Origin of the sequence: Ferribacterium limneticum, assembly GCF_020510585.1 — a bacterium.
Taxonomy (GTDB): Bacteria; Pseudomonadota; Gammaproteobacteria; order Burkholderiales; family Rhodocyclaceae; genus Azonexus.
This window is the reverse complement of the sequence record NZ_CP075190.1, coordinates 2,780,528-2,794,914: the sequence shown is the minus strand read 5'-3', so window position 1 is coordinate 2,794,914 and position 14,387 is coordinate 2,780,528. Positions and strand designations below refer to the sequence as shown.

Here is a 14,387-nt window from a genome sequence, read left to right as displayed (position 1 = left end):
ACTCCGTTGTGGTTGGTAAATCGTGGCAGAAATGCCGGTTATTCAGGGCCGTTGCGCGGAATCGCTCAACTGCCGCCGAACCAGTTGTACCCCTGGTCTTCCCAGTAGCCCCCGGGGTAATTGTTGGTGACAAAAATGGCCTGGATATGTTTCGGGTTCTTGTAACCGAGCTTGGTCGGCATGCGCAGCTTCATCGGAAAGCCGTAACGCGGCGGTAACGGCTGGCTGTCGTAAGTCAGCGTCAGCAGTGTCTGCGGATGCAGGGCGGTCGGCATGTCGATGCTGGTGTAGTAGTCATCGGCGCATTTGAAGCCGACATATTTGGCGCTGAGATCGGCGCCGACCCGGCGCAGGAAGCTGGCGAAAGGCACGCCGCCCCATTTGCCGATGGCACTCCAGCCCTCGACGCAGATATGGCGGGTGATCTGGTCGGCCTGCGGCATGGCACGCAACTCGGCAAGCGTCCAGGCGTGCTTGTCGGCGACCATGCCGGTTACTTCCAGACGAAAACTTTCCTCCTCCACTTCCCGGATTTCATCCTCGCCGTAGTAGGCGTTGAACGGGAAGGGGCGGGTGATCATCGAATCCGGATAGGTCGGTGCCAGGCGGTTGGGATCGAAAAGCCAGGCTTGGACCTTGTCGTTGAAACGGGAGACATTCATCAGCGCGTTCTCGACGCTGCTTTCATCGACCACGCCGCAACCGCTGAGCAGCGACAGACCGCCCAGGCTCAGCGAGCGTTGCAGAAAGGCGCGCCGCGTTGGCTGGTCAAGGCGACGAGCGATATCCTTCATTGCGTCCTTGAGTACAAGGTCGCCATCGATGGCGAGTTGCCGGGAAGGTTTCTTGATCATGTCTGTTGCTCCCTAACGACCGCGGATCATGGCCAGCAGCGTGCGGGGAACCAGCGCCACCATGAGTAGATGAATGCCGGCGAAGGCGACCAGCGCGGCCATCGCCAGAAAATGTTCGCGGCGCGCCGCTTCGTAGCCGCCGAGCAGTTCGCGCAGGATGGGGAACTGCACCGATTTCCAGAGCACCAGGCCGGACAGCACGAGCAGTACCGAATCGACCATCACAAACAGATAGGCGGCGCGTTGCACCATGTTGTAGTGGCTCAGATCGGCATGCGACAACCTGCCTTTCAGGGCGGCCAGCACATCAGCGAAAAAGGCGCGCGGTGATAGCGGAAAGAACTTATGCCACAGGCGTCCGCTGATCGCATTGCAGGCCAGGTAGATCAGGCCATTACCGACGAGCAGCCACATCGCAGCGAAATGCCACTGAATCGCGCCACCCAGCCAGCCACCCAGGGTGATCTGCCCGGGGATGACAAAAGGGAAAAAGGGCGAGGCGTCGTAGATACGCCAGCCGCTGGTCGCCAGAATGACGACCGCGACCGCATTGATCCAATGCGTCAGGCGGACCCAGAGCGGGTGAATGAGATTGATGTCCTTGGCCATTGCTATCCTCTCAATGGTTTTTCCATTTAATGTTCTGTCTGCAAGGTAGTTCGGGCGCAGGTGGCGAATGGTTACAAGCTCAGGCAAAATTTGTTTTCCCATGACAGCATCAGGTATTTTTTCTTGCCGCTGTAACCAAAGGCATCAATGCAACGAATAAACAGAGAAGCGGGGTTTCGTGCCAGGGAAGATCGCCTGAAGGATTTGCTGGTGCGCGGTCTTGCCGGCGACAACGCCGCCTATCAGGTGTTTTTGACGGAATTGAGTGCGCACCTGCGCGCCTTCCTGCGAAGACGCCTGGTCAGCTTGCCAGACGAAATCGAGGATCTCGTGCAGGAAACGCTCCTTGCGGTACATAACCAGCGCCATACCTACGATAACGATCAGCCGTTGTCGGCGTGGGTGCAGGCCATTGCCCGCTACAAGCTGGTCGATCTGTTCCGGCGGCGGGCCGGGCATGAGATGTTGAACGATCCGCTAGATGACGAAATGGCGTTTTTCACCACCGCCGATTCGGATGCCGCCGAGGCACGCCGGGATCTGAACAAGCTGCTGGCCGACTTGCCCGATCAGCTTCGCCTGCCGATCATGCACACCAAGCTGGAAGGGTTGTCGGTAAAGGAAACAGCGGAAATTACCGGCATGTCGGAGTCAGCCATCAAGGTTGGCGTCCATAGAGGCCTGAAGGCACTCGCTGCAAAGATACGAGGCATCGCATGAAAACTGAAGATCTGATCACCCTGCTGGCAACCGGTGCGGGGGCTGTCGAGCAACCGGCTGCGGCGCAGCGCTACGCGGTGGCCGTTGGCTGGGGCGCGGCGGGCGCTACTTTGCTCATGCTCTTGCTCTTGCAGGTTCGCCACGATCTCGGTCAGGCACTCCTGCTGCCGATGTTCTGGGTCAAAGTCGGGTTTGTTGCTTGCCTTGCCGCAGGCAGCCTGTTTGCCGCGCTCCGTCTGTCGCGACCGGGGGCGGAAATCAACTGGGTGCCGGTCGCGCTCGCCCTCCCCGTTCTGGGCATCTGGGCCATCGCTGCCTTCGCGCTGATTGAGGCCGAACCGTTTGAGCGCTCGAAGCTTTTTTATGGCGATACCTGGAAGTCCTGCCCCTTACTGATTGCTGTGCTCTCGGTCCCGGTGTTTGCCGCCGTGCTGCGCACCATGAAGGACATGGCGCCAACCCGGCCGCGGCTGGCCGGTTTTGCCGCGGGGCTGCTTTCCGGCTCCGTTGCTGCCGTTGTTTATTGCCTGCATTGCCCTGAAATGGGGGCGCCATTCGTTGGTTTCTGGTACCTGTTGGGCATGCTGATTCCGGCTGGTGTCGGGGCCATTCTGGGAAACTCTGTTCTGCGCTGGTAGCTGTCGTGAGGTCGCCAGCTATCCGGGCGGCATGGCCTAACACTCCCTTGCCGTGCCTTTACCATGGAGAGCGCCATGCCAGCCGCCCATAAGACCGCCCGCATCATCGAACCGCAACGCAGCATCCTGGTCTTCCAGGGTGGTGGCGCCCTCGGTGCCTACCAGGCTGGTGTCTTCGAGGCGTTCGAGGCCAGCGGCCGGCAGCCGGACTGGGTCGTCGGCACGTCGATCGGCGCGATCAACGCGGCGTTGATCGCCGGCAAACCACCAAAAAGTCGCCTCGAACGGATCAGGACATTCTGGGATCGCATGTCGCGACCGGAGACTGGGCTCGCTGCCGGCTGGTTGCCACCGGAAACCGGTCAAATGCTGGGCGAAAGCTTTGGCGGCGTGCTGCGCAGCCTGCAAACGATGGCCTTCGGCCTGCCCGGCTTTTTCCAGCCCAGAGCCAATGCCGCATTCGCTTTCGGGCTGGCCACTGCCCCCACCGAGGCCAGCTTCTATGACGTTTCCCCGCTGCGCGAAACGCTGCTCGAACTGGTCGATTTCGACTACCTCGCCGACTCGCCGGTACGCCTCTCGATCGGCGCGGTCGATGTCGAGAGCGCTCGAATCCATTATTTCGATTCCCGCCAGTGTCGCTTGGGTGCCGAGCACATCCTCGCCAGTGGCGCGCTGCCGCCAGCCTTTCCGCCGGTACGGATTGATGGTCGCTTGTATTGGGATGGCGGCATCTACTCGAACACGCCTTTGGAGTGGATACTTCATGAACCGCGTATCCACTCGCTCTGCCTTTTCGCCACGCTGTGGCAGCAGACTGACCACCCACCGCAAACCTTGCGTGATGTACTCCGGCGCAGCAAAGAGATCCAGTATTCGAGCCGGGCTGATTCGCTGATTGCGATCCAGCAGGAACTTCATCAATTACGTCATGCGGTTAATCTGCTTAGCTATGAACTGGCCGATCTGAACGCTCAGTCGCCGTTGCGCGATCTGGCGTGCCTTGGTTGTGGCAGCGTATTCCACTTGGTATACCTGCAGGCCCCCCGCCTGCCCGGTGAGGACCAAAACAAGGATATCGAGTTCGAAGCCGGACGGGTTGTCGAACGATGGGCAGCCGGGCTTGCCGACACGCGACGGGCTTTGCACGAGAGGCCTTGGGACAGAGAAAAAGTGGCGCGATCAGAAGGCATCGTGGTGCACGATTATTCGTCTGCCGGCGCAAGCTAGAATTCAATTTTGCAATTGGCCAGGCTTGGCCTGACCTGCTCGCGCAGGACGATAGCGGGGTTTCAATTTTTGGCCTTTTTTTCCGGTTGACCGTGGGATGTGCACCCGCCAATAAAGCGGAAACCGAAGCCAATTCAGAGGACCAAGGGAAATCGCCAATAGTGCCCCCCTTACACGCCAATGCCATAATCCACCCCTATGGAAATCCTCATCGAAATCATCCTCAAGGCCGGCCGTTCCGCCGTCGAACTGGCCTTCTTCGTCCTGCTTCCCGTCATGGTCGTCATGCTCTCGCTCATGCGCCTGCTCGAAGCGCGCGGTGTGCTCGATTGGGTCGTCGCCCGTCTCGCCCCGTTGCTCAAACCGGTCGGCCTGACCGGGCTGGGCGTCTTCGCCGCCTTACAGATCAACTTTGTCAGCTTCGCCGCCCCGATGGCGACGCTGACCATGATGGAACAGCGCGGCGCTTCCGACCGCCACATCGCCGCCACGCTGGCCATGGTTTTCGCCATGTCGCAGGCCAATGCGGCGTTGCCGATGATGACCATGGGCCTCGATCTGGCGCTGACCCTGACTTATTCACTGATCGGTGGCCTGACCGCTGCGGCGGCGACCTATTACCTGTTCGGCCGGGCGCTATCGAATACCGAAAGCCGGCTCGACGAAACCCTGCATCATCCGGTCGCCGAGAGCGCCAAGGGCATTCTCGATGTGATCAACCGTGCCGGTGCTGAAGCGTTCAAGCTTTCCGTCGGGGCGATCCCGATGCTCGTGCTGTCGCTGGTCGTCGTCACGGCGTTGCGTAGCAGCGGCGCCATCGATGCCCTGACCCGCCTGCTGGCGCCGGTGCTGACCGCCGCTTCGATCGACAGCGCCCTGATCCTGCCGACGTTGACCAAGTACATGGCCGGCGGCACGGCGATGATGGGGGTCATGGACGAAATGCGCAAAGCCGGCCAGATCAGCGTCGAACTGCTCAATGCCAGCGCCGGCTTCCTGATTTCCCCCTTCGACCTGCCCGGCGTGGCCGTGCTGATTTCGGCCGGGCCGCGCATCGCGGCAGTATGGAAACCGGCTGCCCTCGGTGCTTGTATCGGTATCGCTGTACGCACCGTCGGACATATACTCGCTGTATGAACCGACCAAAATTGACCCGCTTGATCCTGGCTGCCAGCGCTGGCCTGATGGTCACCAGCGCCTCCGCGGCCTCCTTGAATCTGCTCGGCTTCGAAGACATGTCCTGCGCCGCATGGAGCAAATCGAAGGACGACCCCGACCAGCGCGCCGCCTACGTCGTCTGGGTGCGCGGTTTTTTGACCGGACACAACTACGCTTTGCCGAACCAGCAGGTTTCGAGTTTTTCCAGCAGCACGCTGGAGCTGAAACTGAATCAATACTGCAGCCGAAATCCGACAGGTCAGATCAGCGATGCCGCGATGCGCATGAGCGATGAGCTTTCGGGGCGCAATCAGCCGATCAAGAAATAACGGGCGCTCACGCGGATTTCAATTCCGCTGGGCTGATGCGAGGCGTAGTGCCGCGCCGCTATGGGTTCATGTCATTTAACTGGCGGGGCGGCGCTCCTGGCCGATTCGCGAGCTCGCTACAGCCTCGCGTAATTCGGTAATATCGCGGGCTTAGCATTCCAGCTCCCTTCCACGGAAATCCGACCATGCAATACCACGCCGCCAATACCGATTCCCTGATGAGCATTACCAACCGTCCCGACCTCGTTTTCGAGCGCGGCGAAGGATCGTGGCTGTACGACCATCAGGGCAAGGCCTATCTCGACTTCATCCAGGGCTGGGCGGTGAATACGCTTGGTCATTGTCCGCCGGAAATCGCTGCGGCGCTGGCCGCCCAGGCCGGCAAGCTGATCAACCCGAGCCCGGCTTTCTACAACGGGCCGATGATCGAACTGGCCGGCCTGCTCACCGCCAACTCTGTTTTCGACCGCGTCTTCTTCGCCAATACCGGCGCCGAAGCCAACGAGGGGGCGATCAAGCTGGCGCGCAAGTGGGGGCGACTGCACAAGGACGGCGCCTACGAGATCATCACTTTCGGCCATTCCTTCCACGGCCGCACGCTGGCCACCATGTCGGCTTCCGGCAAGGCGGGCTGGGACACGATCTACGCGCCGCAGGTGGCGGGCTTCCCGAAAGCGACTTACAACGACATCGCTACGGTCAACGAGAAAATCGGGCCAAAAACGGTAGCCGTCATGCTCGAACCGGTGCAGGGCGAGGGCGGGGTGATCCCGGCCGATATCGAATTCCTCAAGGCGCTGCGCGAACTGACCACGGCGCGCGGCATCCTGCTCATCGTCGATGAAGTGCAGACCGGCATGGGCCGCACCGGCAAGCTGTTCGCCTACGAACACGCCGGCATCACGCCGGACATCATGACGCTGGCCAAGGGCATCGGCGGCGGCGTGCCGCTGGCGGCGCTGCTGGCGCGCGAGGAAATCTGCTGTTTCGAGCCGGGCGACCAGGGCGGCACCTATAACGGCAATCCGCTCATGACGGCGGTTGGCGCGGCGGTGCTCAAGCGCCTGCTGGCGCCGGGCTTCCTGGCCGGCGTCGAGGCGCGTGGGCAATATCTGTCGAAGCGCCTGCTCGAACTTTCCGCCAAGCATGGCTTGTCGGGTGAACGCGGTTCCGGCCTGTTGCGCGCCTTGGTGCTGGCCGACGAGCGCGGTCCCGACATCGTCCGCCGGGCGCTTGAGGGCGGACCGACAGGCCTGCTCCTCAACTCGCCGCGCCCCAATCTGCTGCGCTTCATGCCGGCGCTGAATGTGACCGAAGCCGAGATCGACCAGATGATTGCCATGCTCGACGGCCTGCTGCAGGGCTGAAACATGAGCCAGCCCGCGACCCCGGAACATCTGGAGCGGGCGCTCGGGCGGGGCGGCGCCATCTCGGAGATGCTCGATTTCGCCGCGATCTCCGCGCGGAAGCCTTGACCGTGGCCTAGCGAACAGCCACGACGAGGTTTGATTTCCGGATACTTATTTCACGGCCGCGTAATGAACGGCCAGCCAGACCGTTGGCTGCTCCGGGTCTGTCCATTCCACCCGATGCCGGCGATGCGGGGCGATGTCGATGAAGTCGCCGGGGTTGAGCCGGACAGGTTCCGGCGTGTCTGCGAAACGTAGCGTTGCCTGACCTTGCAAAACTGCCACCCATTCGCCCTCGGGCTGGTCGTACCAGAAGCCCTCCGGGCTGCACTGGCCAGTGGAAACAATGCGTTCGATGCGCAGGCCGGGGCGGTCGAGCAGATTTGAAAATTGCTCAATATTTCCGGTTGACCGCGGAAGATCGGCAAACAGGTTGTCCGTCATCGTCACTCCGGTTTGTAGAGCGGCACGGCGTCGAGGCGGCGTTCGATTTCTGCGGTCAGCTGCCGATAGGCCGGGCTGCTCGTGTTGCCGAACTGGCGCTGGAAGTTGGTGGCGCTGATTGATTCCGGCAGGTCGTTGATGACGGGGATCAGGTCGCCGTCAGTCAATTCCTTTTCGAGCAGCGCATCGAGGCGCGCATCGCGGCGGCTCAGCAGCTCGCCGAAACGGGTGCCGGCCCGGTCGGCGGCGAGGTCGGCAAACGAAAAGCCGCTGCCGTGGCGGGAATCGGCCATTTCCTTGTAAACGCCGATGGCGTCGGCCACCGGTTCGCCGGCCCAGGCAGCGAGGGTGGCGGAAACGACAAAGTGCTGGGCGCTGTCGTTGCGCCCGGCCAGCATCAGGGTGACCGGGCGAAGCTGCGGCCAGTTGCGGGCTTCGGGAATGAGCGAGGCGATGTTTTTCTCGGCGAGGTAAACACCGAGCACGAGCAGGGCAGCGCGGCGGTTTTCGTGCTGATCGGTGCCATCGATGTCGAGCACGGTACGCAGGACGCTGGCCAGCGGCACCGGTCGGCCCGGCGCGTGGTGGTCGAACAGTGCAGCCAGCGATTCCTGGGCGGAACGGATGCGGACCAGATCGTCCGGCTTGAAGGCGATGGAACGGGCGCGGTCGAGCAGGGCCGGCTCCCAGACGTAGGCGACGACGATGCGTTGGCGCTGCGGGTCGAAGATCAGTTCGCGGATGGCCTGGCGGGCGAGCGTCCATTCCGCGTCGTAGCCGGCGCCCTGAACGGCAGTGGCGAGCAGGAATTCAAGTAGTTGCGGCGGAATCGGCAACTGGCCGAGGGCGGCAGCGAAGATTTTCGGTTCGCCCTTGCCCTCGCGCAGCGTGGCGCGAAAATTGAAATAGTGTTCCCCCGGCAGCAGCGGCACGCGACGAGTGAGGCGGATTTCGGCCGTTTCCTCGCCAAGCACCAGCGCACCACGGCCATGCAGGCTGCGGCTGGCCAGGGCGTTGATGCCTTCGTCGATCAGCGCGGCGGGGACGGCCGTTCGGCGGGCCTCGCCGGATTGCAGGCGGCGCGGGTCATTGGTGTGAAACAGCCAGCGCGCCTGATTGACGGCGGCCTGCGAAATGGTTTCGCTACGCTCGACCAGCGGTTTGCTGTCTAGTGCCGCCAGCAACAGTCCGCCAGCCGCCAACACGAGCAAAAGCAGCGCGCCGGCCAGCCAGCCGAGGAGGCGAGTCATGGCTGACTCACCGACCTGACTAAACGCCCTGTTTCAGGCTGGCCTCGATGAACGGATCGAGGTCGCCGTCGAGTACACCCTGGGTGTTGCCGGTTTCGTGGTTGGTGCGCAGATCCTTGATCCGGCTCTGGTCGAGCACGTAGGAGCGGATCTGGTGGCCCCAGCCGATGTCGGACTTGGCATCTTCCAGCTTCTGCTGCTCGGCCTGCTGCTTGCGCAACTCGTGCTCGTAGATGCGGGCGCGCAGCATTTGCCAGGCTTCGTCGCGGTTGCGGTGCTGCGAACGGTCATTCTGGCACTGGACGACGATGCCGGTCGGGACGTGGGTCAAACGGACGGCGGAGTCGGTCTTGTTGATGTGCTGGCCGCCGGCGCCGGAGGCGCGGTAGGTGTCGGTACGCACGTCGGACGGGTTGATGTTGATCTCGATCGAATCATCAACTTCCGGGAAAACGAAGACGCTGGTAAACGACGTGTGGCGGCGGGCGGCCGAGTCGAACGGCGACTTGCGGACCAGCCGGTGGATGCCGGTTTCGGTGCGCAGCGTGCCGTAGGCGTAATCGCCCGTGAACTTGACGGTGGCGCCCTTGATGCCGGCGACTTCACCTTCGGATTCTTCCATGACTTCGACGGTGAACCCTTTTTTCTCGCCATATTTCAAATACATGCGCAACAGCATCGAGGCCCAGTCCTGGGCTTCGGTACCGCCGGCGCCAGCCTGGATTTCCAGGAAGCAGGGGCTGGGGTCCATCGGGTTGTTGAACATGCGGCGGAATTCGAGGGCGGCGACCTTGGCTTCGAGGGCGGCGTTGTCGGCCTCGACGGACAGCAGGGTTTCTTCGTCGCCATCTTCCTTGCCCATGTCGAACAATTCGCGGCCGTCGTCGAGGCCGGACTGGACTTCTTCCAGCACCAGCACGATGTTTTCCAGCGATTTCTTCTCGCGCCCGAGTTCCTGGGCTCGCTTGGCGTCGTCCCAGATCTTCGGGTCTTCCATCTCCTGGGTGAGGAGGGTCAGGCGCTCGCGTTTCTGATCGTAGTCAAAGATACCTCCGCAGCTCGGCGGCGCGCTGCGCCAGATCGTCGAGCTTGTTGGAGATGCTGTTGATGTGTTCGGCTTCCATGATGTTCGTCTCGTTGCGTGGCAAAAGCGCAATTATAGCTGCTGGGCAAGGCAGGATTTGGCTGCACTTATTGAGTGCGTTGTCGACTAAGCAGTCGGGAAGTCATGGCACTTTATTGGTGCAATATGCCGAAGGTGCGATGACGTATAACTATCATTTGATACTTTTGCGTATTAATCAACGCTAATTTTTAGTTTAGTTTATTGATTACAAATGGATAATCATTTCGGTGCATTGGATGGCAAGAGACTTGCTTTTGTCCTAACAATCCAATAACTCTGTGCCCGACTGATATGACAAGCAACGAATCGGTATCTGCCTTGCGCTCCTGCATGAATTCCTTGCGGCTGCGTTTGTTTGGGGCCTGGCTGCTGGCGGTAGGCGGCGGTGCGGCCCTGGCCGGTCTGGTGCTGACAAATCAGGTCGAACTTTGGGCCAGTGCTGCCGTGGCCATGCTCGGCGTTTCGCTGCTGGTCGCCTTCAGGCTGCAGTATGGACTGGAAGCGGCACTGGCCCTGATCGACGGTTTTGCTCTAGAACTGGCGGCCGGGCGTCTGGTCAGCCGCCTCGATGCCCGGCATTGCGGTGCCTTGGCACCGCTGGCTGAACGCCTGAACGGCATGGCCCGTTCGTTGTCCGGTCTGTTCCTGACCTTTGCCCGGATGTCGCAGGAAATTTCCAGTGTCGCTGGCGAGAGCAGTGTCAATGCCACTGGCGGCGACGACGGTGTCCGCCGGCAGCGCGACATCACCCTGTCTTCCTCGGCGACGCTGGAGCAATTGACCGTCAGCCTCGGCATGACCAGCGAAAGCGCCCAGGGGGCTGCCTCAGTAGCCGAGGCTTCCGGGCAGATGGCGATGGCGGGAGCCGAACGGGTCAGTGGCCTGGCCTCCAGCCTGGAAAATCTCGCCGCGACCGTACAGCAGACTTCGGAGAGCGCCAGTCGCCTCGGTCAGCGCTCGCGGGAGATCGATGTCATTGTCGAGCTGATCGCGGAAATTGCTGCGCAGACCAACCTGCTGGCGCTAAATGCCGCCATCGAGGCCGCCCGGGCCGGCGAACAGGGGCGTGGTTTTGCCGTGGTTGCCGACGAGGTGCGCAAGCTGGCCGAGCGGACCAGCAATGCCACTCGCGATATTGGCGAGCGCATCGAAGGAGTGCGGAATGAGGTCGGTGGCATGATCGATGCCATGGCGGCGACGAGCAGCCAGGCTGCCAAGAGCCTGAGCGACGCCGGCGACGCGGTCGCCGACCTTCGCCGGGTCGAAGACAACGCCCGCCAGACGCTGGCGCTGATCCGCGATATTGCTGCCGCCAGCCAGGAGCAGAGCGAGGCCGGTCAGAACATCGCCCGCGATATCGAGCAGGTCGCCCAGTTGGCTGATGCCAACGAGCATCTGGTCCGCGAGAACAGCGAACTGTCCCGTTACCTGAACGATTTGTCCGTTCAGCTGACTGGGGCCCTGAAAAAATACCAATATGAGTGAGGTTGTCATGAACTGGATCATTTACACGATGCTGGCGCTGGCCATCCTCATCCTGGCGGTGTCGACAATGCTCTATCGCCGTCGCCGCTGGGTCGATGCCGAAAAGTCGCTGGACAACACCTTGGCCGCCTGCCGTTCGCTGCTCGCCCTGGTCGGGCATTTTCAGCAGCACCGCGGCATGAGTTCCGCCTTGCTTTCCGGCGACCAAGGTTTCAGGGCGCGGCTCGATGGCAAGGGGCGCGAGATCGAAGGGCTGATTCCTTCATTGCGGGAGGTGGCCAGAGCGGAAAGCGCCCGGGCGCATCCCTGCCTGACGCTGAACGATCTTTCTCTGTTCCAGTACAACTGGGGCCAGTTGCGGGAAAAGCTGGCCGGGCTTTCCGTCGAGCAAAGCATCGCCCAGCACAGTTTTCTCATCGATCAACTGCTGCAGTGGCTGGCCGCTTTGGGCGAATCCCGGGTCGAGTTGCTGCTGGGGGATCGTTCCGCCCGCGGCCTGGTTCGCAACTATGCCAGCCGTTTGCCAGCCCTCACCGAGTGCCTTGGTCAGGCCCGAGCCCTGGGAATGAGTGTTGCTGCCCGGCGTGGTTGCTCTGCGGTGGCGCGGGTCCGCCTGATGTTCCTGGTGGCGCGCGCCGAGACACTGCTCAACCAGGCGAATGAGGTGGGCGGGCGGGGGCCAAAGGCGGAGAAGGCGGCGATCGCGGTGCAACAGATGGCGCGGGTGATCCGCACACAGATGCTGCTGAGTTCCGGCATCAGCGTGGCTGCCGAGGAGTATTTCGCTATCGCTACCGCCGCCGTGGACAGTGTGTTCGCCTGGATAGGCGAGTGCGGCGGCGAATTGATGCAGGCAGGAACCGGGAAGGCTGATGTTAGAGCATCAACTCGATTGCAGCGTGTCTAGGTTCGGCTTTTTGACCAGGCCGGTCCAGCGCATGGGTTTCGGCTTCGGGCCGGCCTGTGGTGTTGGGGGGGGCGGCGCCCGGAGTCTGCCGGCCATGAGTACCTTGTTTTCCAGCCTGGACGGCATGCTTTTCCGCTGCCTGGTGGACGGTTGCTGGCATTTGCTGTCGGTCAGTCCCGGCTGCCGCGATCTGACTGGCTATGCAGCCGAGGATCTGGTCGGGAGTGCGACTCACTCGCTGGCGTCCCTGACCCACCCGGAAGATCGGGCTGCCGTGCGCGGCACCATACTGGCGGCGCTCGACACCGGGGCGCGCTACCGCATCGAGTACCGCATCGTTTGCCGGGACGGCGAGGAGAAGTGGGTGCTGGAGCGTGGCATCGGCCTGCACGACGAGGCCGGGCGGCGGATTATCGAAGGTTATCTGGAAGATATCACCGACCGCGTCCTGGCCCAGATCCAGTTGGCGGAAACCGAGTTACGTTATCGCAGCATTTTCGAGAATTCGGTTATCGGCATGTTCCAGAGCACCGAAAACGGGCGATATCTGGCGGCTAACCAGGCCTTGGCGATGCTTTATCGTTACCCGACGCCGGAGGCGCTGATCAGCAGCCTGGCCGATATCGCCACCGGGCTTTATGTCGACCAGCGGCGGCGCGCCGATTTCAAACGCATGATCCAGCGCGATGGCCGGGTCAGCGATTTCGAGTCCGAGGTGATCTGTCACGACAGCAGCCGGATCTGGATTTCCGAGAACGCCCATGCCGTTTGCGCCCCGGATGGCGCGCTGCTCTATTACGAGGGCACGGTCGAGGACATTACCGAACGCCATCGCTACCAGTCGGTGCTGCAACATCAGGCGACGCACGATCCGCTGACCGGTCTGCCCAATCGCAATCTGCTGCAGGATCGTCTGGAACAGGCCGTGCAGTTGGCCCAGCGCCAGATGAGCAAGGTCGTGCTGGCTTTCGTCGATCTCGATAACTTCAAGGTGATCAACGACAGCCTCGGCCATGCCGCCGGCGACGAGTTGCTGATCGAAATCGCCGGCCGCCTGCGCCAGGCCTTGCGCGGGATCGATACCGTCGCCCGCTACGGTGGCGACGAATTCGTGCTGATCATGGGCGAGCAGGCTTCGAGCGAGGACACCCGGCATCTGCTGGAGCGCGTGCTGGCCTCCATCCAGGCCCCTTTGACGCTGGCCGGGCACGCCCTGCGCATGAATTGCAGCATCGGGGTCAGCGTCTATCCAGACGATGCTCAGGATCTCGACAGCCTGCTGCGGGTTGCCGATGTCGCGATGTATCACGCCAAGAAAAGCGGCAAGGGCCAATACCATTTTTATACCCGCGACCTGAACCAGGTCGCGCAGGATCGTTTTGTCCTGGAAAGCAGCTTGCAGAGCGCCATCGAGCACAACGAACTGACCGTGGTCTACCAGCCGAAAGTCGATGCCGCGGCGCGGGTCAGGGGCTTCGAGGCGCTGGTGCGCTGGAACAGTGCCGGGCATGGGCTGGTGACGCCCGACCGTTTCATTCCACTGGCCGAGGAAACCGGCCAGATCCTGGCGATTGGCGAGCAGGTGCTCTATGCCGCTTGCCGGGCGGCGGCCAACTGGCCGTTGATCGATGGTCTGGCCCTGAGCGTCGCGGTCAATCTGTCGGCGCGGCAGTTGACGGAACCCGGGCTGCCGGCGATGGTGGCCGATGCCTTGGCAGTTTCCGGCCTGCCGCCGGAATGCCTGGAGCTGGAGATCACCGAGAGCATGATCATGGGCGATGTCGAGCACACCATCCGCATGCTCAAGTCGATCAAGGCGCTGGGCGTGCGGATTGCCGTCGATGACTTCGGCACTGGCTATTCCTCACTGAGCTATCTGCAACGTTTGCCGATCGATACCCTGAAGATAGACCGCTCCTTTGTCTCCGGTTGCGACCGTGGCGGCAAGGCGATGGCGATTCCGCACGCCATCATCTTCCTGGGCAAGACTCTGAATCTGCATATCGTTGCCGAGGGGGTCGAAACCGAGGCTGAAAAGGATGCGCTGGCGGTTTGCGGCTGCAACGAGTTTCAGGGCTATTTGTTCTCGCGGCCGATGCAGATGGCCTCGGTAGGTGACTACCTGCAGGCAAGATTGCGGTGATGGTGGCCAGCGCTTGTGTCGCGCGATGGTTGGCCGGTGCGCGGGGTGGCTGTTTTTGTCTGGCATATATTCTCGCCAAGTCGGC

General features: G+C 62.0%; 14 protein-coding genes. 9 read left to right on the top strand and 5 right to left on the bottom strand.

The genetic code is table 11. From position 1 onward, the window contains the following. Positions 1 to 65: 65 nt before the first annotated feature. Together KI613_RS13445 and KI613_RS13440 are read right to left on the bottom strand one after the other, a co-directional pair. On the bottom strand, positions 66 to 854 hold the full coding sequence (locus KI613_RS13445) for a molybdopterin-dependent oxidoreductase (protein ID WP_226400301.1): 789 nt from the start codon (positions 852 to 854) through the stop codon (positions 66 to 68). Between the two features lie 12 nt (positions 855 to 866). Beyond that, complete coding sequence (locus KI613_RS13440; RefSeq protein ID WP_226400299.1) at positions 867 to 1,463, bottom strand: cytochrome b/b6 domain-containing protein; 597 nt, start codon at positions 1,461 to 1,463, stop codon at positions 867 to 869. 147 nt (positions 1,464 to 1,610) lie between these two features. Here KI613_RS13440 and KI613_RS13435 point away from each other — a divergent pair, with 147 nt between their 5' ends. The 6 genes from KI613_RS13435 (at position 1,611) to KI613_RS13410 (ending at position 6,905) form a co-directional block, all read left to right on the top strand. Then, entirely contained in the window at positions 1,611 to 2,183 is a 573-nt protein-coding gene (locus KI613_RS13435; RefSeq protein ID WP_226400297.1) for a sigma-70 family RNA polymerase sigma factor, read from the top strand. Next, entirely contained in the window at positions 2,180 to 2,821 is a 642-nt protein-coding gene (locus KI613_RS13430; RefSeq protein WP_226400295.1) for an NrsF family protein, read from the top strand. The genes KI613_RS13435 and KI613_RS13430 overlap by 4 nt, the downstream gene beginning before the upstream one ends. Before the next feature lie 75 nt (positions 2,822 to 2,896). Then, positions 2,897 to 4,051, top strand: coding sequence for a patatin-like phospholipase family protein (locus KI613_RS13425; protein ID WP_226400293.1), 1,155 nt, complete (start codon positions 2,897 to 2,899; stop codon positions 4,049 to 4,051). Positions 4,052 to 4,249: 198 nt separating this feature from the next. Then, on the top strand, positions 4,250 to 5,188 hold the full coding sequence (locus KI613_RS13420) for a nucleoside recognition domain-containing protein (protein WP_226400291.1): 939 nt from the start codon (positions 4,250 to 4,252) through the stop codon (positions 5,186 to 5,188). Further along, a complete protein-coding gene (locus tag KI613_RS13415; protein WP_226400289.1) occupies positions 5,185 to 5,538 on the top strand; it encodes a hypothetical protein in 354 nt (117 codons plus the stop codon). The genes KI613_RS13420 and KI613_RS13415 overlap by 4 nt, the downstream gene beginning before the upstream one ends. Positions 5,539 to 5,723: 185 nt before the next feature. Next, positions 5,724 to 6,905, top strand: coding sequence for an acetylornithine transaminase (locus KI613_RS13410; RefSeq protein WP_226400287.1), 1,182 nt, complete (start codon positions 5,724 to 5,726; stop codon positions 6,903 to 6,905). 153 nt (positions 6,906 to 7,058) lie between these two features. Here the strand turns inward: KI613_RS13410 and KI613_RS13405 are convergent, their stop codons facing one another. The 3 genes from KI613_RS13405 to prfB all read right to left on the bottom strand — a co-directional run bounded on the left by KI613_RS13405 (position 7,059) and on the right by prfB (position 9,765). Then, entirely contained in the window at positions 7,059 to 7,391 is a 333-nt protein-coding gene (locus tag KI613_RS13405) for a cupin domain-containing protein (RefSeq protein WP_226400284.1), read from the bottom strand. A gap of 2 nt (positions 7,392 to 7,393) precedes the next feature. Then, positions 7,394 to 8,641, bottom strand: a complete 1,248-nt coding sequence (locus tag KI613_RS13400) for a hypothetical protein (RefSeq protein ID WP_226400282.1) — start codon at positions 8,639 to 8,641, stop codon at positions 7,394 to 7,396. Between the two features lie 19 nt (positions 8,642 to 8,660). Then, a protein-coding gene (prfB, locus tag KI613_RS13395; protein ID WP_226400280.1) for a peptide chain release factor 2 occupies positions 8,661 to 9,765 on the bottom strand; the annotation gives its coding sequence in 2 pieces (ribosomal slippage) (positions 8,661 to 9,683 and positions 9,685 to 9,765; 1,104 coding nt in all). 293 nt (positions 9,766 to 10,058) lie between these two features. Here prfB and KI613_RS13390 point away from each other — a divergent pair. The 3 genes from KI613_RS13390 (at position 10,059) to KI613_RS13380 (ending at position 14,302) form a co-directional block, all read left to right on the top strand. Further along, positions 10,059 to 11,252: a methyl-accepting chemotaxis protein gene (locus tag KI613_RS13390; RefSeq protein ID WP_226400278.1), complete on the top strand. Its 1,194-nt coding sequence runs from the start codon at positions 10,059 to 10,061 to the stop codon at positions 11,250 to 11,252. A gap of 7 nt (positions 11,253 to 11,259) precedes the next feature. Next, on the top strand, positions 11,260 to 12,159 hold the full coding sequence (locus KI613_RS13385) for a nitrate- and nitrite sensing domain-containing protein (RefSeq protein ID WP_226400276.1): 900 nt from the start codon (positions 11,260 to 11,262) through the stop codon (positions 12,157 to 12,159). A 94-nt stretch (positions 12,160 to 12,253) separates the two neighbouring features. Next, positions 12,254 to 14,302 carry a putative bifunctional diguanylate cyclase/phosphodiesterase gene (locus KI613_RS13380; RefSeq protein WP_226400272.1) on the top strand — a complete coding sequence of 683 codons (2,049 nt, stop codon included), beginning with the start codon at positions 12,254 to 12,256 and terminating at the stop codon, positions 14,300 to 14,302. Positions 14,303 to 14,387: the final 85 nt, after the last annotated feature.

Bases quoted from the DNA above. Each gene is read 5' to 3' on its own strand.
- KI613_RS13445 (WP_226400301.1), bottom strand. From the start codon at position 854: ATGATCAAGAAACCTTCCCGGCAACTCGCCATCGATGGCGACCTTGTA.
- KI613_RS13440 (WP_226400299.1), bottom strand. From the start codon at position 1,463: ATGGCCAAGGACATCAATCTCATTCACCCGCTCTGGGTCCGCCTGACG.
- KI613_RS13435 (WP_226400297.1), top strand. From the start codon at position 1,611: ATGCAACGAATAAACAGAGAAGCGGGGTTTCGTGCCAGGGAAGATCGC.
- KI613_RS13430 (WP_226400295.1), top strand. From the start codon at position 2,180: ATGAAAACTGAAGATCTGATCACCCTGCTGGCAACCGGTGCGGGGGCT.
- KI613_RS13425 (WP_226400293.1), top strand. From the start codon at position 2,897: ATGCCAGCCGCCCATAAGACCGCCCGCATCATCGAACCGCAACGCAGC.
- KI613_RS13420 (WP_226400291.1), top strand. From the start codon at position 4,250: ATGGAAATCCTCATCGAAATCATCCTCAAGGCCGGCCGTTCCGCCGTC.
- KI613_RS13415 (WP_226400289.1), top strand. From the start codon at position 5,185: ATGAACCGACCAAAATTGACCCGCTTGATCCTGGCTGCCAGCGCTGGC.
- KI613_RS13410 (WP_226400287.1), top strand. From the start codon at position 5,724: ATGCAATACCACGCCGCCAATACCGATTCCCTGATGAGCATTACCAAC.
- KI613_RS13405 (WP_226400284.1), bottom strand. From the start codon at position 7,391: ATGACGGACAACCTGTTTGCCGATCTTCCGCGGTCAACCGGAAATATT.
- KI613_RS13400 (WP_226400282.1), bottom strand. From the start codon at position 8,641: ATGACTCGCCTCCTCGGCTGGCTGGCCGGCGCGCTGCTTTTGCTCGTG.
- KI613_RS13390 (WP_226400278.1), top strand. From the start codon at position 10,059: ATGACAAGCAACGAATCGGTATCTGCCTTGCGCTCCTGCATGAATTCC.
- KI613_RS13385 (WP_226400276.1), top strand. From the start codon at position 11,260: ATGAACTGGATCATTTACACGATGCTGGCGCTGGCCATCCTCATCCTG.
- KI613_RS13380 (WP_226400272.1), top strand. From the start codon at position 12,254: ATGAGTACCTTGTTTTCCAGCCTGGACGGCATGCTTTTCCGCTGCCTG.